The 23,402-nt window shown below is 38.4% G+C and carries 19 protein-coding genes; all 19 read right to left on the reverse strand.

Annotation, left to right across the window (positions count from 1 at the left end; translation table 11 throughout):
- Window positions 1-47 precede the first annotated feature (47 nt).
- The 19 genes from BN6559_RS04575 to BN6559_RS04665 all read right to left on the reverse strand — a co-directional run bounded on the left by BN6559_RS04575 (window position 48) and on the right by BN6559_RS04665 (window position 23,363).
- Entirely contained in the window at window positions 48-323 is a 276-nt protein-coding gene (locus BN6559_RS04575) for an HU family DNA-binding protein (RefSeq protein ID WP_110953638.1), read from the reverse strand.
- A gap of 104 nt (window positions 324-427) precedes the next feature.
- A complete protein-coding gene (gene yabN / locus BN6559_RS19495) occupies window positions 428-1,885 on the reverse strand; it encodes a bifunctional methyltransferase/pyrophosphohydrolase YabN (RefSeq protein ID WP_110953639.1) in 1,458 nt (485 codons plus the stop codon).
- Window positions 1,886-1,908: 23 nt separating this feature from the next.
- Window positions 1,909-3,501, reverse strand: a complete 1,593-nt coding sequence (locus BN6559_RS04585; protein ID WP_110953640.1) for a putative polysaccharide biosynthesis protein — start codon at window positions 3,499-3,501, stop codon at window positions 1,909-1,911.
- 81 nt (window positions 3,502-3,582) lie between these two features.
- Window positions 3,583-4,155, reverse strand: a complete 573-nt coding sequence (spoVT, locus tag BN6559_RS04590; RefSeq protein ID WP_110953641.1) for a stage V sporulation protein T — start codon at window positions 4,153-4,155, stop codon at window positions 3,583-3,585.
- A gap of 95 nt (window positions 4,156-4,250) precedes the next feature.
- Entirely contained in the window at window positions 4,251-7,547 is a 3,297-nt protein-coding gene (gene mfd, locus BN6559_RS04595; RefSeq protein ID WP_110953642.1) for a transcription-repair coupling factor, read from the reverse strand.
- 83 nt (window positions 7,548-7,630) lie between these two features.
- Entirely contained in the window at window positions 7,631-7,852 is a 222-nt protein-coding gene (locus tag BN6559_RS04600; RefSeq protein ID WP_110953643.1) for an anti-sigma-F factor Fin, read from the reverse strand.
- Between the two features lie 64 nt (window positions 7,853-7,916).
- A complete protein-coding gene (locus BN6559_RS04605; protein WP_110953644.1) occupies window positions 7,917-8,798 on the reverse strand; it encodes a peptidoglycan DD-metalloendopeptidase family protein in 882 nt (293 codons plus the stop codon).
- A 141-nt stretch (window positions 8,799-8,939) separates the two neighbouring features.
- Window positions 8,940-9,569 (reverse strand): hypothetical protein, encoded by a 630-nt coding sequence (locus BN6559_RS04610; protein ID WP_110953645.1) that lies wholly within the window; start codon window positions 9,567-9,569, stop codon window positions 8,940-8,942.
- Between the two features lie 136 nt (window positions 9,570-9,705).
- The gene (locus BN6559_RS04615) at window positions 9,706-10,095 is read right to left on the reverse strand and encodes a response regulator (RefSeq protein WP_110953646.1); all 390 of its coding nucleotides are present in this window, start codon (window positions 10,093-10,095) and stop codon (window positions 9,706-9,708) included.
- A gap of 276 nt (window positions 10,096-10,371) precedes the next feature.
- Window positions 10,372-10,962 (reverse strand): Yip1 family protein, encoded by a 591-nt coding sequence (locus tag BN6559_RS04620; RefSeq protein WP_110953647.1) that lies wholly within the window; start codon window positions 10,960-10,962, stop codon window positions 10,372-10,374.
- A gap of 9 nt (window positions 10,963-10,971) precedes the next feature.
- A complete protein-coding gene (gene sppA / locus BN6559_RS04625; RefSeq protein WP_110953648.1) occupies window positions 10,972-11,907 on the reverse strand; it encodes a signal peptide peptidase SppA in 936 nt (311 codons plus the stop codon).
- Window positions 11,908-11,974: 67 nt separating this feature from the next.
- Window positions 11,975-13,579, reverse strand: coding sequence for a CTP synthase (locus BN6559_RS04630; protein ID WP_110953649.1), 1,605 nt, complete (start codon window positions 13,577-13,579; stop codon window positions 11,975-11,977).
- Window positions 13,580-13,707: 128 nt separating this feature from the next.
- A complete protein-coding gene (gene rpoE, locus BN6559_RS04635) occupies window positions 13,708-14,064 on the reverse strand; it encodes a DNA-directed RNA polymerase subunit delta (protein ID WP_110953650.1) in 357 nt (118 codons plus the stop codon).
- 234 nt (window positions 14,065-14,298) lie between these two features.
- On the reverse strand, window positions 14,299-15,957 hold the full coding sequence (gene argS / locus BN6559_RS04640; RefSeq protein ID WP_110953651.1) for an arginine--tRNA ligase: 1,659 nt from the start codon (window positions 15,955-15,957) through the stop codon (window positions 14,299-14,301).
- Window positions 15,958-15,987: 30 nt separating this feature from the next.
- Window positions 15,988-16,431 (reverse strand): DUF1934 domain-containing protein, encoded by a 444-nt coding sequence (locus tag BN6559_RS04645; protein ID WP_110953652.1) that lies wholly within the window; start codon window positions 16,429-16,431, stop codon window positions 15,988-15,990.
- Window positions 16,432-16,835: 404 nt separating this feature from the next.
- Entirely contained in the window at window positions 16,836-17,741 is a 906-nt protein-coding gene (locus BN6559_RS04650; RefSeq protein ID WP_110953653.1) for a DUF2156 domain-containing protein, read from the reverse strand.
- Window positions 17,742-17,955: 214 nt separating this feature from the next.
- Window positions 17,956-21,732 (reverse strand): phosphoribosylformylglycinamidine synthase, encoded by a 3,777-nt coding sequence (locus tag BN6559_RS04655; RefSeq protein ID WP_110953654.1) that lies wholly within the window; start codon window positions 21,730-21,732, stop codon window positions 17,956-17,958.
- Between the two features lie 240 nt (window positions 21,733-21,972).
- Entirely contained in the window at window positions 21,973-22,755 is a 783-nt protein-coding gene (gene speD, locus BN6559_RS04660; protein WP_234407809.1) for an adenosylmethionine decarboxylase, read from the reverse strand.
- Between the two features lie 125 nt (window positions 22,756-22,880).
- The gene (locus BN6559_RS04665; RefSeq protein WP_110953656.1) at window positions 22,881-23,363 is read right to left on the reverse strand and encodes a YhcH/YjgK/YiaL family protein; all 483 of its coding nucleotides are present in this window, start codon (window positions 23,361-23,363) and stop codon (window positions 22,881-22,883) included.
- Window positions 23,364-23,402 lie beyond the last annotated feature (39 nt).

Raw genomic sequence — 23,402 nt, forward strand, 5'->3', positions numbered from 1 at the left:
TTATAAAAAACAAAACCAGGTTCTTTATCAACCTGGTTTCATTTCTATTACATATTAACAGCGTCTTTAAGACCTTTGCCTGCTTTAAATACAGGATTTTTAGATGCAGGAATCGTAATTTCTGCGCCAGTCTGTGGGTTACGGCCTTTTCTAGCTTCACGTTCTTTTACTTCAAAAGTACCAAAACCAATGACTTGCACTTTATCATTTGCAACTAATGCTTCTTCCACACTCGCAAATAATGCATTTACCGCTTTTTCAGCATCTTTTTTCGTTAAGCCAGCTTTTTCTGCTACGCTAGCTACTAATTCAGTTTTATTCACAAAATTAGCCTCCTCTATGAAATGATTACGAATAGCTTAATTCGCTATTACTTGGTTTATTCCTCTTTATTTGGGAAAAAAATTGCCAAAATTTCGCGATATTCCTATAAATTTAATACTTTTGACTCATTCCAATACCGATTCAACTCCGCAATAGTTAAATCGTCCCATTTTTCCCCTTTCTTTTTTACATTATTTTCTATATAAGAAAATCGACGAATGAATTTATGATTCGTCCTATTTAAGGCAACTTCCGGATCAATATTTAGAAATCGCGATAAATTGACAATGGAAAATAGTACATCGCCAAATTCAGCTTCCATATTCACCTTATCATTTTCTTGTATCGCTTGTTTTAATTCGGCAACCTCTTCTCTTATTTTATCCCAAACCGGTGCAATATTATCCCAATCAAAACCAACTTTTGCAGCTTTATGTTGTAATTTATAAGCTTTCATCAAACTTGGCAAATCTTTAGGAACACCATCTAAAATTGATTTACGCACATCTTTCTTTTCCTCTTTTTTAATTGCCTCCCAGTTTAAAACAACTTCCCCGGCATCCCGCACAGAAATGTCACCAAATACATGCGGGTGGCGGTGGATCATTTTTTCCGTTACACGATCGACTACATCTTGCATCGTAAACGCGCCAGTTTCTTCTGCCATACGCGCATGAAATACGATCTGTAATAATAGATCCCCCAACTCTTCACAAAGAAGCGCTGCATCTTCAAGATCAATTGCTTCTATCACTTCATAAACTTCCTCAATGATATAACGACGTAAAGATTTATGTGTCTGTTCAATATCCCAGACACAGCCTTCTGGCGAACGCAGCTTTGCCATTACATCAACAATTGGTGAAAGTGAAAACGATTGTTCGCGCTCCTGAAGGGCCGGGACATAAACACTTGTCAAATGGTCTATATGCGGCTGCCGATCTAATTCATATAGCGGAATTGTTATAATTTCTTCATTCTCTAATCCTAAATTCTGTAGTAAGGTGATGTCAAAATCATCCGGATACCGTTCCATCAAGCTGAGTTTTAAATTTGATGCCACTTGCTGATTATATACTTGTGTTACAACAATCGCTGTAGGCAACCCCTCCGGCAAACCTTCAGCATCCTCACTATCAATGACTGTGAGTCCGTCAATGGGGTCAATCCCCAACTGCACATATAATACTTCGATAAAGCTCATTCCCGGTAAAATACGAAATTTTATATTTTCCTCTTTTGCCATATCACGAATTAAAAGCACTGTTTTTTCAGCCACCAGCGGACTGCCAGGCACTGCATAGACGACTTGTTCCCCCTGCTTTGCTCTGCGAATTACATCTTGCGTAATTGTCTGGTATACATCCTCAAAAGTTGCTTTTGTATCGTAGATCTCATCATAAGAAGAAAACTCTATTTTATGCTTTCGCAATTCTTCTACCGTTGGATGTTTTGCTGTTCTCAGCAACAGTGTTTTAGCACTCGTTAGTTTGTCCCATGTCTCTAAAGTAATAAAGCCGAGCGAACCCGGCCCCAGTCCAACAATTATAATTTCTCCCATTCTTTCTGCTCCTCAATCTTTCTCTATTTCAGTTTATCATATAAAGCACTGATTTTTTTACCTACCACAGGAATACTTACCATATCTTGACTTGTTATGCTTCTCGTCAAAATCAAGGAAACCAGATATGTCATTCCACCAGCAAAAATCGCAAGCAAAGTAGCGAACGTATTATTCATTATATGTATCATAGCAAAATCGTAACTGATAAGTACAATCAACCCCATAACCGCAGTTGACACGATCACTTTACACGTATCTTTTATGTCAATTCCGACCCCGACATAACGGTAAACAAAAATTAAGTTTAAAACCGCCGCTATCCCAAAATCAGCGTTCGTTGCCCATGCCGCACCTTTTATCCCTAAAACTGGATCGGCAGTCAGCCAATAGCTCAATCCCAATTTAGCAAGTGCCGAAATCACCATATTTACGAGCGGTATCGTCGTATGTCCCAAGCCTTGTAAAATACCGGTTGTAACTTGCCCTATACCAAGTAAAATTATACCAAAGGACAATATCGCAATACAAGTCCCTGCATTGGGTGTTGCATATAAAAGTTCTGAAATTGGAAAAGCTAATAAAAACAGTCCCATAAAACTAGGAATTCCTAATAAATTTGCAATACGAAATGCCGTCTTCGTCCGTTGCCGAATTGCGTGCTGATCTTTTAATGTATAAGCCTCTGAAATCGCCGGAACCAAACTGGCTGCAAGCGACGCGGTTAAAATCGTCGGCAGATTGACCAGCGATACCGCCATTCCAGTTAAATAGCCGAACAATTCAGTGGCCTCTTCTACCGTATATCCAGCAGTTTCTAAACGAACAGGTACGATTAACAAATCAATATTTGCCGTCAGCGGCAGCATAATATTCGCAAGCGAAACCGGCAGTGCCAATTTGATAATATTTTTAATAATACGATAGCTGCTCTCTTGCTTATGATCGGTATTTCTTATTACGACTTTGGTTTTATTTTCCTTCTTGTAACGCCAATAATAATAAAGCAATACAATGACTCCAGCAACCGCCCCTGGTGCTGCACCGAAGCTGGCACCGGCTGCCGCGTAAGAAAGCCCATACGGCAATAAAACAACTGCCAGCACAATCATCGTAATCACACGAAATAGTTGTTCAAAAATTTGCGATACAGCCGTTGGCGTCATACTTTGCATCCCTTGAAAAAATCCGCGATAACTGGATAAAACCGTAACAAAAAAAATCGCCGGTGCAAGTGCAACAATAGAATAATAGGCACGTTGGTCACGTACAATATGCGCTTCAATTAGCCATCCGGCGCCAAAATATAGTAATAAACTAAATATAAGCCCCGTCATCACCATAACCTTCAATGAAACTTGAAAAATTCGCTTTGCACCATATACGTCTTTTAAGGCTAACTTTTCTGCGACTAAAATTGAAATTGCAACTGGAATGCCTGCAGATGAAACACTCAATGCCAATTGATACATCGGATATGCCATTTGATAAAGGCCAATACCCTCTCCACCAAGAAGCCTCGATAAAATAATACGATTGACAGAACCAATGACTTTTACAATAATACCAGCAATAGTTAAAATAAATGCTCCTTTTAAAAAGTCATTTTTGTGCATAAGATCCTCCTTCCAAATAACAATGGGGTTGTTACAAACATTTTTGCAACAACCCCTTCAATTTCTTTTCACACTGCAACCTTATTGTGACATCTGTTTTGCTAAAAAACTTGCTGCTGTTTCTGCAAGTTTCAATTCCATATTTCCCATCTGGACATTGGCCTGCCTGGAGCAAATAATAACAGCTCCAATTGCATCCCCCTCCACAATAATTGGTGCAATCACTTCTGCAGTGAACTTGTAAGACTCTTCTTCATCTTCTTCAATTTCAATCGGACAAGCATGATCGTTTTTGTATTCACTTGGATTATTAATAAGTACCGCTTTACGCTCTTCCATAATCTTTTCTACGATTTTACCTAATGGTTTATTCAAAAATTCCTTTTTAGCGGCACCGGCAACAGCTACCATAGCATCACGATCAGCAATTAATATGATATTTCCAATTGCTTCATATAAAGAATCACAATACTCTTTAGCAAAATCACCCAATTCACTTACCGGAGAATATTTTTTTAATATGACCTCTCCTTCACGATCAACATAAATTTCTAACGGATCGCCTTCTCTTATTCTCAGCGTCCGGCGAATTTCCTTTGGAATAACAACCCTTCCTAAATCATCAATTCTTCTAACTATACCTGTTGCTTTCAAACTTATCCCCCCTTTTCTACAGTTTCTGACATCTGATTCCAATAATAGTATATATCTACTTATTGAAATTTATTCATCAACCGTAGGGGATAAAACTAATTTTTCCTATCTTGCAGAGCTAAAGTTTTTAATACTTTTTTTACAAACTCTAATACTTTTTTCATATAGTTCGGAGACAATTTCAAACTAATTACCTCTGGCGGTCCTGCAATAATTTTTACAAAACCACCAAATAAATCTTTCAGTTTCAAAATGCCTTCTACTTCAATATTTGGATGCTCACTAAAAGTAAATTCAATCTTGGCAGGCCGCTGAATAATAGACTGCAAACCTAAAGTCCGTGCTGTATTTTTAATTTCAGCAACCGCTAATAAATTGGTTACAGCTTCTGGCGGTTCTCCAAAACGATCAATCAATTCATCTAAAAGATCTTGTAAGTGATCTTGATTTCTAACTGCGGCAATCCGTTGGTATACTTCTATCTTATGCATGGCATCTTCAATATAGTCGCCAGGCAAATACGCTTCTACGTTCAATTCCAGAACAGGTTCTATTACAATCGGCTTTTCCTCACCACTCTTCAATCCCTGTACAGCTTCTTCAAGCAGCCTGCAATACATTTCGAACCCCACCGTGGCAATATGCCCATGCTGCTGCGCGCCAAGCAAATTTCCTGCTCCGCGAATTTCTAAATCACGCATAGCAATTTTAAATCCAGCACCCAATTCAGCAAATTCTTTAATTGCCTGTAATCGTTTTTCCGCAACCTCTGTTAATACTTTATCCGCCTGATAAACAAAATATGCAAATGCCATATGATTAGAACGACCAACACGTCCACGCATTTGATACAATTGTGACAAGCCAAACCGATCCGCATCATACACAATAATGGTATTTGCATTTGCTACATCCAATCCATTCTCAATAATACTTGTTGCCACCAAGATATCATCTTTGCCTTCGTAGAAATCCAACATGACCTGCTCAAGCAATTCTTCCGGCATCTGACCATGACCTGTCTGTATTTTGGCATCGGGAAGCATCTTTGCCAAATGCGAACTCATTTTATCAATTGTTTCTACCCGATTATAAACAAAATAAACCTGTCCGCTGCGTTTCAATTCCCTTTTAATCGCATCACGCATAATCTCATCATTATTTTCAACTACATAAGTTTGTACCGGGAATCGCTCCTCCGGTGGTGTTTCAATAATGCTCATGTCTCTTGCACCCACGAGCGACATATGCAACGTACGTGGAATCGGGGTCGCACTTAACGTAAGCACATCAATTCCCTTACTTAGCTTTTTAATTTTTTCTTTTTGTGCAACACCAAACCGTTGTTCTTCATCTACAATTAATAAGCCTAAATCTTTGAACTGTACATTATTGGCGTTTAAGATACTATGCGTACCGATTAAAACGTCCACTTGTCCGGTTTTTACTTTTTCTAAGGTGTGTTTTTGCTGTTTTGCTGTTCTAAAGCGGCAAATCACATCCACGACCGGCCCAAATCCTGCAAATCGGCTTTTAAACGTCTGATAATGCTGCTGTGCAAGCACAGTAGTCGGAACCAATACCGCAACTTGCCTTCCGCTCATCACAGCCTTAAAAGCCGCACGTATCGCTACCTCCGTTTTTCCAAAGCCAACATCACCACATAATAGCCGATCCATTGGTCGCGGCTTTTCCATATCCGCTTTTATTTCAGCAATCGCAGCGATTTGATCCGCAGTTTCTTCATACGGAAAAGCTTCCTCAAATTCTTTTTGCCATGGTGTATCCGATTCAAACGCGTATCCAGTTTCAATTTGCCGCTGCGCATAAAGTTTAATTAATTCTTTAGCGATGTCAGCAACAGCTGCTTTTGCCTTAGATTTCGCTTTATTCCATTCGTTACCGCCCATTTTATGCAGGCGAGGTACGTCGCCCTCCGAGCCAATATATTTCTGCAATAAATGCACCTGATCCGTAGGTACAAATAACTTATCATCGCCGCCATAGCGAATATGTAAATAATCACGATGAATTCCAGCAACATCTAAGGTTTCTACGCCGACGTATTTACCGATCCCATGATTTACATGTACAACATAGTCTCCGATATTGATATCTCTAAAATATGTAATTTTCTCTGCTTTTGCTACGCGTGGCAATGCTTTTTTCTTCTGTCTGCCAAATACGTCTTTTTCCGTAATAACAGCGATATGTGCTTGCGGCAGCTCAAACCCATTGACAAGTGTGCCGACAGTAACCAGTACTAACCCCTCAACCAGCGCTTTAAGTTCTGGCTGAAATTCGGCTGCAATCTGATGCTCTTTTAAAATTTCCAACATCGACATCGCCTTTTGCTCATTTGTCATGAACAAGACAACATGCATCTTATGTTCTTTCCAGCTTTTAATTTCACTACTTAAAATCTCCATCTGTTTATGAAACGGAGCGGCAGCCTTTGCAGTTACACTAATAATTTCATTTGGTTCAGTATAAGGATATTTTTGTAATAATAGCGATATATATAAGACATTTTTATTCTTTGCAATACTCGTAATATCATTCCAGTTAAACATACGTTTTTTCAACTCTGGATTTTCTTTCACAAGCATTGTCATTTGTTCACGAATTCTCGTGGGTTCGTCAAAAATAATGGTTGCTGTTTGTTCCAGATAAGATAAAAACATTGCCGGTTTGCCATCGCTGTCCATTTGAAATAATGGAAGGACGTCTACATTGGTAATATTTTCAATCGACCGCTGCGAATTTATATCAAACTCACGTAAAGAGTCAATTTCATTATCAAAAAACTCTACGCGGATCGGTGCCTGACTATTAATCGGGAAAATATCAAGAATGCCACCGCGGGCACTAAATTTACCCAAACTATCGACTTGTTCTACCCGCTCATAGCCAAGTTGTACTAATTTTTCTAAAATTTCATCCCGTTCAATTTCCATCCCCATTGTAATGTTCAAACTTGAACGCTCAAATTCCAGCTTTGACAACCCCTTTTGAATCGAAGCCGCTGCCGTTGCCAGTACAATCATTTTCTCCTTGCGTATTAACCGACCTAAAACATCCATACGCTTGGCCGCAAGCTCAATACTTTTTGCCGCCGCAGAAAATGTAATCAGGTCTAGCGCGGGCAATTCCAGTATTGAAACCGCTGGTAATAACATTTCTAAATCCGATTTTAAAACCTCTAAAGAGGCATGATTACTCGTAATAATAACCGTCGTACGCGGGTGCTGATTGTAGCTGGCTGCAAGAACTGCCGCCTTTTGAGATCCTGATAAACCATACACCAAACTTTGCTCTTTTTCCATGCCAAAACAGTCCACCACTCGCGTAATTGCTGGATCTGTCGTCAATAACTCAAAAAGTTTTTCCATTTTTACACCTCACCCATGCGAAAAGGGGCTTTAGCTAAAGCTAAAGCCCTACTATATCTATGAAAATAAATATTATGATATTCCTAATGTAATCTAATTTTTTCTCTATCCAACCCCAAACGTTTCACGCAATCATCACATAATGACTTTACATGCATCGTATTTGCAAAATGATCAACTTCAATTATATCTTGACGTTCTTCACTCGTCAAGCAATCAAATCCTAATTTTACTTCATCAACATATTCCATATCTAACATACCAATTGCTGCACCGCATAGTTCACAATGATAATATATTTTCATAAAAATCCCCCAAATTGAAAATCAACTTTTACTTAGTATTTCCATTTGGAGAAAAACTATGCGATTACAATACATTTTCCGGATTGATCAATTCCCCGCGATGCCGTACTTCAAAATGAACATGCGGTCCAGTGGAATTCCCCGTATTGCCCATCTCACCAATGACCTGTCCACGGTTGACAAACTCATCTTTTACCACATGCATACTTTGTAAATGACCATACAACGTTGAATATCCTTCCCTATGTTCCAGCATGATTGCATACCCATAGGCGCCAAGCCAGCCTGCATAAGTAACTTTTCCAGCCAATGCTGCCCGAATCGGAGTTCCTAAATCATCCGCAATATCAATCCCTTCATGCATTCGCCCCCATCTAGCGCCAAAAGGTGAACTTACAACCCCCGTTGCAGGCCTGATAAAGCCACTTGTCACCTGTCTTGAAGCTGGCACGGCAGCGGCTTCCACGACTCTTGGTTTAGCACCGGGAATAAATAATTTTTCTCCGACTTTTAAGAACTCTTCCGTTTTTTCATTTTGTTCTAGAATATTTTTTACTTCAACCTGAAATAATTTAGCAATGCGCCATAAAGAATCTCCTTCAGCTACAGTGTACAATACACCTTTCTGAGGTAAAACCAATAATTTATCACCAGGTTGGATGATATCGGTCAAATTTTCATTCGCACCGCGTAAAGTATCCACATCTACTTGATATAGAGAAGCAATATCCGATAATGTTTCCCCATCCTTGACAATGTGCATCCGCATTTTTACTCTTGGCGCCTTCGAAACAATTTCTTTATATTCACTAACCTCTAAAGCAGGTTCACGCACTGGTTCAAAATCACTGTATTCTAAAACAGCCCACCATACTAGCCCCATAAGCATACCAAAGCCAAGAACGATGCCCAGCATACGCATTTGTTTACCTTTATTCATATCCATTTATTTCGCCTCACTAGAAAATAACTTGATTCAAAAATAGCGTTCACGATAAAGACAAAAAATATACATTACGAAAAAACAGCAAAAAAAAGCATAGACAATACAAATATATCTTTGTATGATCTATGCTTAAAATTTTATTTAATCTAAGTCAATATTTTTTACCAAAACTCTTCCTTGGGTCAGTTCAATACATTCGGTTTCTTGCAGTTTTTCTAAATCTTCTTCATCTTTGGCTGAGATCGTACAATAGCTTCCGCAGTGTAAACACTCTAAAACCAAGGAATCCTTCGACAAGTCAGCGTCAATTGCCTCACTGCCGCAAGGGCAAATAATGCCGCCTTGTTCTGCAATATCATGTATTCTATTTATAATCTCAAGTAAAAGCTGTTGCTTTTCAATTCGTTCTTCATCGCTGATTATGCGTTCAAACTCTCGTTTTGTTCGCATTAAAATAGACTCTATAGCCTCTCGCCTTCCGATATAACCAAGTTCAAAAAAATCTTTTGAACAATAAATCTTTTCTAACTTCACTTTAAAAAGATTTTTCATTTTATATTTTGTTTCATGCAAATGATTGCAAGAAGAACAAAGCATTTGCAGCTTAATATAGTTAGAAGCAGTACGCATAAGTGTCGCCTGTGGATGATTGCAACTACATCGCAGCGTTTTCACATTCTCTTTTTCCGCAAAATAAGACAGATCATGTATTTGAATTTTCCCACAACGTTGACAATACAAAGCGATAGACCAACCAGCATGAATTATCACGTACCTCACTCCTTTCACTATAAAGTTAGTTCTTATTGCCTATTGATTGAGGAATTCGCCAATGACACTAAAAATCCTGCCTGTGTATTTTATAATAAAAGAAGCTGCCGCAAATTATTTTGCCAGCAGCCCACTCTTAACTAATCTTGATTTCGCCTTTATTTCCAGCAATATACCCCGATACCATTTCACAAAGTTTGATGATATCAAAAGGCTTTGTAACATAAGCAAATGCCCCCAACTCCTTTGCTTTTGTTACAAGTTCTAATTCTCCATATGCAGTCATCATAATTACACGCTCAGCCAGATTCAACGCTTTTAATTCCTTTAGCGCATCGATACCATCCATCCCCGGCATTTTCATATCCATTAAAATCACATCCGGCTGCACTTCTTTTGCTTTTTCTAACGCATCATTTCCATTTGTAGCAATATTCACATCATAACCTTCATCCGTAAAAACTTCCAACAACAGACGACGAATTCCTGGCTGATCATCTACGACCAACACTTTTGATTTACTCACCTTTCTTTATCCACCTCACCCTATTCATCAGTATATATAATTACCTATTCTTTACATTTCGACTAGTAAAATTAAAATCCTGCCTAAAAAAGAGGGTTTATTGTAAATTATTTTATTCCTCCCCTTCAATGTTACGCGTAAACGATACTTTTTCGTAACAAATAAATTCTTATTTTATAAGATAAATAAAGACACGATTTGAATTTCCAAAATAAAAAATAAGCGAAAGGCTTTTTAGTCTGCCTTTCGCGTTGATAATTCTCAATAGAGGATCAATTAAAATTGTGGTGGATTTGTAAGAATATCACTTGCAGCAGACATGAAAAATGCACTTGCTGAAAAAAACAGAATCAAAACAAGAGCGCCCATCATCAAAACTGGTAAAAAATATACAAAGGCAGCTCTACCTCCAGAAAATTGATAAACTTCCCGAATCGCCAATATTCCCAGTACAACAGACCAAACTGTAATGATAAGTGTCGCCAATAAAATAATCAAAAATCCAAAGGTGGGCAAAAAGCTTGCAATTAAATAAATCGGTATAATAAGCAGCTGTAGAAAATAAGTAAATCCGATTGCCGTAAGCAACCTTTTTACTGAACCGTGTCCACCGAGTAATTCTGCAAGCAAATGCCAAACAGCAGCACAAATCCCCCAAGTCAACACACTGCAAACGATTTGTGCAACCAAAATTATGCCCTTAAAAGTTCCCTCAAAAATCCCTGCCGAAGCTGCCAAGCTAGAAAATACTGTACTAAACAAGACAATTTGACACGCCTTTGATACTTTTCCTTCCCAAACAATCACTTTGAAAGCTGCTTTAGGCTTTACTAACATATCATAAAGAAGTTCCAATACATAACTCATGTTCTTCACCTACCATTTTGCGGGTATTGCCATAGGCACTACAGATTTCACATCATTTTCTGCCGGAATAGTTTCTAATAAAGCCTTTAAAATTTCTGCTTTATCACTTGTCGTCATTAACATAGAAAGAGGATTGTTTTTACCATATTCCTTAATTTTCGGTTTACCTTGTATGCCAGCCATTTCTGACAAACCATCAATGGCATCATATAAATTTCCAAGTTCATCAACTAAGCCAAGCTCTTTTGCCTGTTTTCCAGTATAAACGCGACCATCCGCAAGTCTTTTCACCGTTTCAAGCTCCATATGCCGACCTTCTGCAACAACTTCAACAAATCCCTGGTAAATTTCATCAACCATGGTCTGTAAAATCACACGTTCTTCCTCGGTCATTGGACGATCACTCGATAGAATATCCTTGTGAACTCCGCTTTTAATTTTTTCCTGACGTATTCCAATTTTTTTATATAATTCTTCCCAATTAGAATATGGCATATAAACACCAATACTGCCTGTTAAGGTGGTCGGATTTGCATAAATTTTATCGGTGCAAGCAGCCAGCCAGTATCCACCCGATGCGGCTACATCTCCCATGGAAGTGACAATTGGTTTCCCCTGCGCACGAATTTTTTTAATTTCTTCACCGACTTCTTCGGTTGCAGTTGAACTTCCGCCCGGACTATTAATCCTAAGTACAATGCCCTGAACAGAAGGATCATCACTAGCCTCGTGCAGCTGTTTAATCAAATTATCCGTTCCGCCATTCTCTGATAATATACTGCTTGTACCACGTCCGCCGGTAATCGCTCCCTCTACATAAATCACAGCAATTTTATTGCCTGTTGTAACGGATTGCTTACTTACGGTCTTATTTCCAAACGTCAGGATTCCCACAGACACAAGTATGACTACACTTAATATCACCATAATAAGTTTCTTTCGCATTGTTTACACCTCACTTTTAGCAAGCAAGACTGTTGGATTCTCCAACAGTCTTGCTTATTTTCATAAATTATTGATTTAATGCGGCTTTAACAAAATCTTTAAATAAAGGATGTGGGTTATTAGGGCGTGATTTTAATTCAGGATGAAATTGCGAACCAACAAACCAAGGATGGTCTTTTACTTCTACGATTTCCACTAAACTATCATCTGGCAATGTACCGGCGATAACCAACCCTGCTTCTTCAAGCTGTTTACGGTATAGGTTATTAAATTCAAAACGATGACGATGACGCTCATGGATGAGTTCCGATTGATAAGCTGTATAAGTATTCGTATTCGGAGCAACTTTGCAAGGGTAAGCACCTAAACGCATCGTACCGCCCTTTTCCTCCACATCAATCTGAGATGACATCAAATCGATGACAGGATATTTCACATCTGGGGCAAATTCCGTACTATGTGCATCTTCCATATTGCATACATGACGTGCAAATTCAATCACTGCACATTGCATTCCCAGACAAAGACCAAGGAACGGAATTTTATTTTCCCGTGCATACTGAATCGCACGAATTTTTCCTTCAACACCACGATCACCAAAACCGCCTGGAACTAAAATTCCCTTACAATCAGAAAATACTTCATCATAATCTGTCCCTGCTGCTTCTACTTCTTCTGAATTGATCCATTTTATTTTTACATCGGTATTATTTGAAATTCCTGCATGATGCAAAGATTCCGTTACAGAAATATACGCATCAGGCAATTCTACATATTTACCAACAACAGCAATGGTCACTTCATTCTCTGGATGATTAATTTTATTAACCATTTCAGCCCATTCAGCCATATTGGCAGGTGCAGCATCCCGCATATTTAATTTATCCAATACGATTTTATCTAGTCCCTCTTCCTGCATCATTAAAGGCACTTGATAAATTGTACTCGCTGTTTTATTTTGAATAACAGCATTTGCATCGACATCACAAAATAAAGCCAATTTTTCTTTCATCTCAACAGAAAGTTCTTTTTCAGTACGACATACGAGAATATCCGGCTGAATACCAATACTACGTAATTCTTTTACACTATGTTGTGTAGGTTTTGTTTTCAATTCGCCCGCAGCAGAAATATAAGGGACGAGCGTTACATGTATATACAATACATCATGTTTCCCGACCTCTTTCTTCACTTGGCGAATGGCCTCCATAAATGGAAGACTTTCAATATCACCAACCGTACCGCCAATCTCGGTAATTACAACATCTGCTTCATCATCAGCCGCCACATCATACACGCGCTGTTTAATTTCATTCGTAATATGAGGAATAACCTGTACAGTACTGCCTAAATATTCCCCTTTACGCTCTTTATTCAAAACAGACCAATACACTTTCCCAGCCGTAATATTAGAACCTTTACTCAAATTAATATCTATAAAACGTTCATAATGGCCCAAATCTAAATCAGTTTCAGCACCATCTTCAGTAACAAAAACCTCACCATGTTGATATGGGCTCATTGTTCCTGGGTCAATATTAATATACGGGTCAAATTTTTGAATCGTAACCTTAATACCACGGCTTTTGAGTAAGCGACCTAATGAAGCTGCAGTGATACCTTTACCTAGTGAAGAAACAACTCCTCCGGTAACAAAAATATACTTTGCCATGCGAAATATCCTCCTAATTCATTGCCCCTGCATTATTTCTATATCTTCAGTGAATCAATCTAAAATCGACACACTTCTTTTAAAAACACGCCCACTATTGTATCCTTTTTTATAGCTTTCTGTCAAGCCTAGTCATTTTCTCTGTTTTTCACTACAACATCATGATCTTGAATTTCTTCTAATAATTTTTCGCGACGTTTCGTTCCTGTTTTGGCCGCTGCTTTCGATGCTACACTGCTATGAGAACGTTTCACTTCTTGCGGAATCCATTCTGTGAGTCCCCACATGCCTTTCCCATCATAATGAAATCTACTATCCATATTAATCAATGTATAGACTTCTGAAATTGATTTAGATAAGGATTGAACCGGTTTGTGTTTTTTATCAATAACATCCATAATCAACTCTTTAAAATAAACTGTCTCCCCTGCTTGACTTAAAATAAAATATGCGATATCCACTTCTGATTCTTGTGTAAAATCCAAAATAAAAATCCCCTCTCATAATTAGAACCCAAAAACTATACGATCTATATAAAAACTATTTGATTGCTCCGATGATTACACGCTAAGACTCCCGTCTTTTAAAACGGGAGTAAAAAACGGCTAAATCTCTGGACAATGCTAAACCAAAGGCTATAAAACTTCCCTCACCCTTAGCTTTTATTCATATAAAGAGAATAGCTCCTTTGTATCCTTTGTTTTTTTAATAAAATTTCATTACATTTTCTCTGGTGCACTGATACCTAAAATACCAAGTGCATGCTGAATCATAGTTTGCACTGCACCCACAAGTGCGAGTCTGGCCATTGCCAAATCCGCTTCAACACCCATGATGCGACACTGATTATAAAAACTATGAAAAGCGCCGGCAAGTTCATGTACATAACGCGCAATACGATGCGGTGCCCGTTCCTTCGCTGCATAAGCAATTTCTTCTTCATAAGCAGCCATTTTTTTAATTAACTCAATTTCAGATGGTGCTGTTAACAAAGTGAGGTTAGGCTGCGTACTCATCTTCATCCCAGCTTCCTCTGCTTGTCTAAAAATGCTGCAAATTCTTGCATGCGCGTATTGGATATAATAAACCGGATTCTCATTCGATTTTGATTTAGCCAAGTCTAAATCAAAATCAAGCTGACTGTCAATGGAACGCATAATGAAGAAAAATCTTGCTGCATCCGTACCAACTTCTTCAATCAGTTCCGCTAACGTAATACTTTGTCCCGTCCTTTTTGACATTTTAACCAATTCACCATTTTGATACAAACTCACCATTTGCAAAATTAGAACTTCCAAAGCCTTAGCTTTGTATCCCATCGCTTCAATCGCCGCTTTTACACGGCAAATATAACCATGATGATCCGCACCCCAAATATTGATTAAAGTATCAAATCCACGTTCTAATTTATTCCGATGATATGCAATATCGGCCGCTAAATACGTAGGAATACCATTATCACGAATCACAACACGATCTTTGTCATCGCCATAGGCAGTTGATTTAAGCCATAAAGCACCATCTTTTTCATAGATATTACCATTGCCAAGCAAAAAGTCACAAGTTTCTTGAATCGCATTTGCCTGATGTAAGGTGCGTTCACTAAACCATGCATCAAAGTGTACATTGAAAGCTGCTAGATCTTCCTTCAACGCTGCCAATTTTTCTTTTAAAGCCAATTCTTTAAAAACTGTCAAACGTTCCTCTGCAGTCATCTGTAAGTATTGATCCCCATGACGATCTATAATTCTTTGTGCAGTTGCTATAATATCTTGCCCATGATAACCGTTTTCCGGAAATTCAAAACTCTTCCCAAGCAGCTCTAAATAACGCGCATTCACCGAAGCGGCTAAATTATCAATCTGATTGCCCGCATCATTGATATAATATTCACTCTGCACTTCATAGCCTGCAGCACGCAATAAATTGACAAGTGCGCTGCCCACAGCCGCACCTCTTCCATGCCCTACGTGAAGAGGTCCGGTTGGATTGGCACTTACATATTCAACTTGAATTTTTTCCTCTTGCTGTTTTTTCAAATCGCCATAATGCGCACCAGCCTTGATGATCGCAGCCAAGGTATCATAAATAACCCCCGGCTTTAAATAAAAATTAATAAATCCAGGGCCTGCAATTTCAGCTTTTTCTAACCAATCTTCTTTTAAACGGGCAACAATCGCTTCCGCAATCAATCTAGGTTTCGTTCTGGCAGCTTTGGCAGCTTGCAGCGCAAAATTTGTTGCATAATCACCAAATTCTTTTTGCGGCGGTACTTCTAGAATAATCTGCGGCAGTTCTTCAGCACTAAATGCCCCATCAGCGATCGCCTGCTGTGCGGCAGTATATATTGCACGATTCAATAACTCTTTAATATCCAAAATCCGATCCTCCTGATTAAAAATGCTTATCTAATTTATATTACTACAAGTTACGCCATCAGCACAAACTTTTATCTGTAATTGATTATCGCTTTGCCACTTGCCATCAATGGATAATTCATAGTCAATCTCAATATTTCCAGAAATTACACCATACTGGATATCAAGTTTCTTTGTCAAAACAGATAACTTCAATCGACCGTATGGCGTAGTATACGTACTCAAACTTTTTTTATCCAAAGCAAAATACTGTTCCTGCATAATCTTTCCCTTGCGAATTAACGAAACAGAATCATCCGCGACTTTCAGCAAAGTGGTGGTTCCCTCCATCCCGCTGATTTCGCTATCTTCATATAAAATATAATGGACACCATTCTTACAGTAGTGCTTGCCAACCGATATCAATTCAATCCGGTTTTCCTCACCAGCTTCATCTTTTTGTACTCCAATAACCGTAACTAATACTTTATTCATCAAAAAACTCCTCTATAACATATAGATATTATAGCGTAATGATTGAAGGTTGCCAATAATCTAAACGACTTTAATTTTACATTCTAGAGATTTTTCTACAATTTAATGCAAAATTAAGCCGTATACCATTCTTTTGCTCCCCGCTAAAAATAAAAAGACTGCCATTTCAGGCAGTCTATAAAAATCCGTAGCGCCGCGATTTATCTACTCTAAATAAACCTACGGCGCCTTGCATGGAAAGCTCCGCTCGCTTTCCATTCGTAGTATATGCAACAAAATCAATAAAAATGTAAACTTTCTAGCACAAATTTCATAAATGCCAAATGTCTGCTTACAAATTGGCCATTTTATCCATACATAAAAAGTTTTGTTAAAATGAAAACATAAAAAATAAAAGCTTTTACTTATAGTTCTTTTAATCTAACATTAAATTTTTCAATCATTTTTATTGGCTTGTAACTTGTTTTTGCTTTTCTTAAGCCCGCCAATCCCATATCTTCTTCACGATTGATATACGTTAGATGAGACCAGGCAGCTTCGACAAACTCTTGATTAATCGCCGAATATGCGCCTCTAATATCAGGATCAGCTTTCTCTACATGAATGACTGCAGTATCTGTATTCAATTGTTCACCAAAAGTAAAGGCAACCACACGATGATCCAATACAATGGCTCCACCTTGCAAATTAAGGTACTCAAAATTATTGAGAACTTCGATAATTGCATCACGTTCTGTTGTTAAAATAGGATCATCAAACGTACCATGTTTCTTATACCATCCATTGATATTTAATTTACATTGTGTAATTAGCTCATCCGTAATTGGCTTATATTCAGCCTCTGGATAATTTTTTTTAAAACTATTTAAATGATTTTTTTTCGAATGATATTTACGACCTGCCAAGTGAATTAAATCTTGACTTTCATACACATAGTCAAAATTATCACGATCTTCCTCAATTTCAAATTCCACACCTTTGAAGTTTTCCAATTCCACAACCATAGACTTCTCTACACCATACATGAAAAACGGTCTTTGCTGCTCTTTAAAGTAGTTCAGCCACGCTCCAATTGCTTGCTGCATTTTTTCTACTGGACCAAAAGGCTGCAGAGCAAATTCTTCATTTTCCCATGTGGCTTTTAAATAGAGTACGTCATCTTCAATCGCCCACATGATCTGATATGCATTACGCCACATAAATAAATTCGTGAAATTAAAATGGGAATTTTCATAATATCTATCGCTAAAAAACCGATCAAAAATACTTTTATCTTCTTTTTTTAATGCTTGAAAATTAATATAAATCACTCCCTTGAATGAATATTATAACAGCAAAAGGTACTGAATACAATTAATTCTTATCAATTCCATCGGATTAATCGGAAATATTTACAAAGAAAATGAACCGTTTACGCCCCTTGTATTCTTTCGTAAACGGTTCATAAAAAGACTAAAAAAACTTTTTAAATAAACTTCAATACAAACTTGCCCCACTGCTTATCGTGGACAAAACGAGTCTGTTTTATTTATAATATCGGATACCTGCTTCAAAGATCTGTTGATCTTTATTCCCCGGAACATTCCTTCCTACAGAAGCTCCAATACGCTCAGAATGTCCCATTTTACCAAACACACGGCCATCCGGACTTGTAATACCTTCAATCGCTTCCACAGAGCCATTTGGATTAAATGGAATATTAAGCGATGGATTTCCTGCGAAATCCACATATTGCGTTGCAATTTGCCCCTTCGCACGAAGTTTTGCCACGATTTCACTGCCCGCTACAAAACGTCCTTCTCCATGAGAAACAGCAATATCATGTACATCGCCGACTTTGACATTGTTAAACCACGGCGAAAGATTTGATACAACTTTCGTTTTTACCATGCACGAAATATGACGGCCAATTTGATTATGGGTTAAGGTCGGGCTATCGATCGTTAAGTCTGTAATTTCACCATATGGAACCAAGCCTAACTTAATCAAAGCTTGAAAACCATTGCAAATTCCGAGAATCAATCCATCACGCTGCTTTAAGAGTGCAGTGATCGCTTCTTTAATCCTTGGATTTCTAAACATTGCGGCAATAAACTTACCGGAACCATCGGGTTCATCACCTGCACTAAACCCGCCGGGCAGCATTATAATTTGCGCCTGTGCAATTCCTTTTACGATAGCCTCTACCGATTCTTCTACCGCCCGTCCAGTCAAATTGCGAATTACTAAAGTTTCCGATTCCCCGCCAGCACGCTCAAATGCTCTGGCAGAATCATATTCACAGTTCGTGCCCGGGAATACAGGAATAAAAATTTTCGGTTTTGCATACGTTGCCGCAGCCGTAATTTTATTACCTGCTGTATATGGCACCACACCTACTTTTTTGCTGACTTCTTTTGTTTTTGTCGAAAAAATCTTTTCTAGTGTTCCATCAAACGCTTTTTCCGCTTTTGCAATGCTGACAATGGCATCGCCGAAAATGATATTTGGCTTTTCTGTTGTCACACCTAATTCATAATACTTTGTGCCTTCTAAATAATGATCTAGATTCGTACCCGGTGCAATTTCTAAAATGATTGTACCGTAATCACACATAAACAAATCTTTTGCAGTCACACGGTCTGCAAATTTAAACCCGATTCCATTACCAAATGTCATCTTACTGACAGCAGCTGCTATGCCGCCAATTCGCACACTATGTGCAGCAAGCACTTTTTCTTCTTGTATCATCTGACTGATCTTACTGAAATTATGTTTCAATGAAGTAAAATCAGGCAGATCATATACATCACGTACAGCTGGAACAACAATCACTTTGCTTTGCATACGCTTAAATTCTGGAGAAATGATTTTATCCGCCTTGACAATATCAACGGCAAAGGAGACTAAAGATGGCGGTACATCAATATCCTTGAATGTTCCTGACATACTATCCTTACCGCCAATCGCAGGGATTTCAAATCCGTGCTGCGCGTGCAATGCGCCTAGCAACGCACTAAATGGTTTTCCCCATCTCGCAGAGTCTGTCCCCAATTTTTCAAAGTATTCTTGTAAAGTAAGACGAATGCTCTGATATTTACCACCTAAAGCAACGATTTTTGCAACAGATTCCACAATGGCATACACTGCACCATGGAACGGGCTCCATTCCATTAAATGTGGATTAAAACCATATGTCATTGCTGTTGCAGTATTCGTTTCACCACTTAGTATTGGCAGTTTTGCCACCATACCTTCCGCAGGGGTCTTCTGATATTTTCCGCCAAATGGCATCAATACAGTACCAGCACCGATTGTAGAATCAAAACGTTCTACAAGACCTTTTTGACTGCATACATTTAATTGCGCAAGATTTGCAATCCAAGCCTGTTCTAAATCCGTCAAATTCTCTACAATTACTTCCGGCGTGCGCTGCAGGTAATTTGTATCTATACTTGGTGTTGTCACTTTTACATCAACGGTTTGTTTTACACCGTTGGTGTTTAAAAACGCACGGCTTAAGTTTACAATATCTCTGCCGCGCCAGCACATTTTCAATCTCGCATCTTCTGTGACCGTTGCAACCTCAGTTGCTTCTAAATTTTCCGCATCAGCGAACTGGATAAAAGCCGCCGTATCTTGTTTTCTGATTACAACTGCCATACGTTCTTGTGATTCCGAAATCGCAAGCTCAGTCCCATCCAAGCCTTCATATTTTTTAGGTACTGCATCAAGATTGATTGCAAGGCCATCCGTTAACTCACCAATTGCAACTGATACCCCGCCAGCTCCAAAATCATTACAACGTTTGATCATCTTACTTACGGCTGGATTTCTGAATAACCGCTGAATTTTGCGTTCCGTTGGCGGATTCCCTTTTTGTACTTCTGCACCACAGCTTGTAAGCGATTCTTCTGTATGTTCTTTAGAAGATCCAGTTGCCCCACCACAGCCGTCGCGGCCAGTTTTTCCACCAACCAAGACAATTACATCCCCTACTTTAGGGACTTCACGCACCACATTACACTTTGGTGCCGCCGCAATGACCGCACCTACTTCCAAGCGTTTTGCAACAAAATTTTCGTGATAAACTTCAGCAACTTGTCCTGTTGCTAAACCAATTTGATTGCCATAGGAGCTGTAACCACGCGCTGCTCCCAAGGTAATTTTCTTTTGCGGCAATTTCCCCGGCATAGTCTCAGCAACGCTTTTTCTTGGATCGGCTGCACCGGTAACACGCATTGCTTGATAAACATAGGAACGTCCGGAAAGCGGATCGCGAATCGCACCGCCAAGACAGGTCGCAGCACCGCCAAATGGTTCGATTTCAGTCGGATGATTATGTGTCTCATTCTTAAACATAACCAGCCACTCTTCATTTTTCCCGTCAATATCAGCGTTAACCACAATGCTGCAAGCATTGATTTCTTCTGACACATCTAAATCTTCCAATTTACCCAGCTTTCTAAGCTGCTTCATCCCAATTACAGCAATATCCATTAACGTAACATCACGTTCTTTATCGCCATAAACCAACTTTCGATCTTCCAAATAAGCTTTATACGCATTCTTTATAGGCTCAGAAAAATATCCTTCTTCGATCTCAACCGCTTCTACCTTTGTCATAAAAGTTGTATGACGGCAATGATCTGACCAATAGGTATCAATGACTTTAATTTCAGTAATACTTGGATCACGTTTTTCCGTATCTCTAAAATACGTTTGACAGAATTTCAAGTCCTGGAAGCTCATCGCAAATCCTTGTTCATCCATAAAACGTTGAAGTTCGCCTTCACTTTTATCGATAAAACCAGTTAAAATTTCTACATCAGCCGGTACCTCTGCTGTCAGATTCAATGTTTCTGGTTTTTCCAAAGACGCTTGGCGACTTTCTACTTCGTTAATGCAATAAGATTTGATCTTATCAAATTCTTCGTCTGTCACTTCACCAACGAGTACGATTACGCGTGCAGTCGTAATCACCGGACGCTCTTTCTGCGTCAACAGCTGCACGCATTGTGCAGCCGAGTCAGCGGTTTGATCATATTGACCCGGTAAAAATTCTACTGCAAACATCCGCGAATTAGGAAAATTCGGCAAAGTTTCATCATATACAACATCCACGGTAGGCTCAGAAAAAACAATATTACGCGCCAATGCGTATTCTTCTTCACTTACTCCCTCTATATCATAACGATTGATCACACGTACTGCTTTTAATTTTGATAAATTAAAACTCTCCACTAAATCTGCGCACAAAGCTTGCGCCGGTATATCAAAAAAGCCTTGACGCTTTTCCACATAAATTCTTCTTACACTCATTTTCCATCCTCCAATATATCTTAACAATTCCCTTGATCGATCGTTTTAAATTTCCCACGCAGGAAAAAGCTCCGTTACCCCTTAGACACATCCACCTAGGATTTTCTGCTAAACCTTGGGTAAAATTCAGTCTTCATTTATCTTATAGACAAGCTATTTTCCAAAATAGTTTGTCTATGAAACAAATGTAACTTAGCTCCCAAACAAAAAGCCTCGATGCATTTGGAAACTAAGTTGTTATTATAAAGTTCCTTTTACTTTTGGAATATTACGCCCATAGAAAATTTCCGCCATTTCTTTTTTCAAGCGTTGTTTAATTTTCTTTTTTTCTCCAAGCATTAATTCATTCTTTGGCGTGCCAAAAAGATAATTATCCAAATCAAATTCTCTGAGCAACATTTTCGTATGGAAAATATGTTCTTGATAAACATTTACATCAATCATTTGATATTGATTCCTAATTTTAGGTTCAATATAGTTTTGTATCGAATTAATTTTGTGATCAATAAAATATTTTTTTCCATTGACATCACGCGTAAATCCTCTTACCCGATAATCAACCATCGCTATATCTGAACAAAAAGATTTCAAAAGATAATTCAGTGCTTTTAATGGTGATATCATACCGCAAGTAGAAACATCAATATCGGCACGAAAAGTAGTAATTCCCTGGTCAGGATGACTTTCTGGATACGTATGCACTGTAATATGACTTTTATCTAAATGACACACGACCGCATCTGACATCGGCTCGACAGGTTCTTCAGAAATCAGCATCGTTACACTAGCGCCCTGGGGTTCATAATCTTGTTTCGCAATATTTAAAATGTTAGCGCCTATGATATGTGCAACCTCAGTTAAAATAGCCGTAAGCCGCTCAGCATTATATTCTTCATCAATATATTCTATATATGCTTTTTTATGCTCTGCCGTTTTTGCGTAACAAATGTCATACATGTTAAAGCTTAATGTCTTCGTCAAATTATTAAATCCATAAAGTTTTAATTTGTTTTTAGTATCCAATCTAATCCACCTTACTTTTAAAATTAACTACCGAAGTAGAAATAGCTCATTTACTATTCTACAAAAAACACTAAAAACCTTTTTATTTCTCCATTTTCGTCATTATGATCTTATTTTTAGAAAAATTAAGCTGTTTTTAGCGATTTAACGTTGATTTTTATAACAAATTTTACAACATCCTCCGGTTTTTCCGCACTGCAGCCTGGACGATGTACATCTGTCGGATATAACACCGCATAAGTGCCTGCCCCTAAAATAATCTGACTTTCTGCTGGCAGATTTTTATAAAAACATGCATCGCGATCTTTTAAACAATCTTCCTCAATTTCAAGAGATGGATGGTATGCACATTGCCCCATAACCTCTTTACCTTTCGCTAAAAATTGTATGTCCAAATACTCTGCATGTGTTTCAGCGCGACAATCTTTTTTCTCTTTTGTTCTATACTCCTGCACCAGAGCAAAAATATCAGCCTCGGCATCAATTACATATTTTCCCGGTTTGAGATTTGCGCAATCATTCTCCTGCAAAAAAGCCAAAGCTTTTCTTATTGCTTCAGGAAACTGACAGATTTCTTTGTCCAAATTGTTCACATTTCCAACGATCATTCAAACCAACCCCTTATGATATAATTTTAATCTATGTAA

Source organism: Massilibacillus massiliensis, assembly GCF_900086705.1.
GTDB classification, from domain to species: domain Bacteria; phylum Bacillota; class Negativicutes; order FLKF01; family FLKF01; genus Massilibacillus; species Massilibacillus massiliensis.

Bases quoted from the DNA above. Each gene is read 5' to 3' on its own strand.
- yabN (WP_110953639.1), bottom strand. From the start codon at position 1,885: ATGGGAGAAATTATAATTGTTGGACTGGGGCCGGGTTCGCTCGGCTTT.
- BN6559_RS04585 (WP_110953640.1), bottom strand. From the start codon at position 3,501: ATGCACAAAAATGACTTTTTAAAAGGAGCATTTATTTTAACTATTGCT.
- mfd (WP_110953642.1), bottom strand. From the start codon at position 7,547: ATGGAAAAACTTTTTGAGTTATTGACGACAGATCCAGCAATTACGCGA.
- BN6559_RS04600 (WP_110953643.1), bottom strand. From the start codon at position 7,852: ATGAAAATATATTATCATTGTGAACTATGCGGTGCAGCAATTGGTATG.
- BN6559_RS04605 (WP_110953644.1), bottom strand. From the start codon at position 8,798: ATGGATATGAATAAAGGTAAACAAATGCGTATGCTGGGCATCGTTCTT.
- BN6559_RS04620 (WP_110953647.1), bottom strand. From the start codon at position 10,962: ATGAGTTATGTATTGGAACTTCTTTATGATATGTTAGTAAAGCCTAAA.
- sppA (WP_110953648.1), bottom strand. From the start codon at position 11,907: ATGCGAAAGAAACTTATTATGGTGATATTAAGTGTAGTCATACTTGTG.
- BN6559_RS04630 (WP_110953649.1), bottom strand. From the start codon at position 13,579: ATGGCAAAGTATATTTTTGTTACCGGAGGAGTTGTTTCTTCACTAGGT.
- BN6559_RS04645 (WP_110953652.1), bottom strand. From the start codon at position 16,431: ATGAATAAAGTATTAGTTACGGTTATTGGAGTACAAAAAGATGAAGCT.
- BN6559_RS04655 (WP_110953654.1), bottom strand. From the start codon at position 21,732: ATGAGTGTAAGAAGAATTTATGTGGAAAAGCGTCAAGGCTTTTTTGAT.
- BN6559_RS04665 (WP_110953656.1), bottom strand. From the start codon at position 23,363: ATGATCGTTGGAAATGTGAACAATTTGGACAAAGAAATCTGTCAGTTT.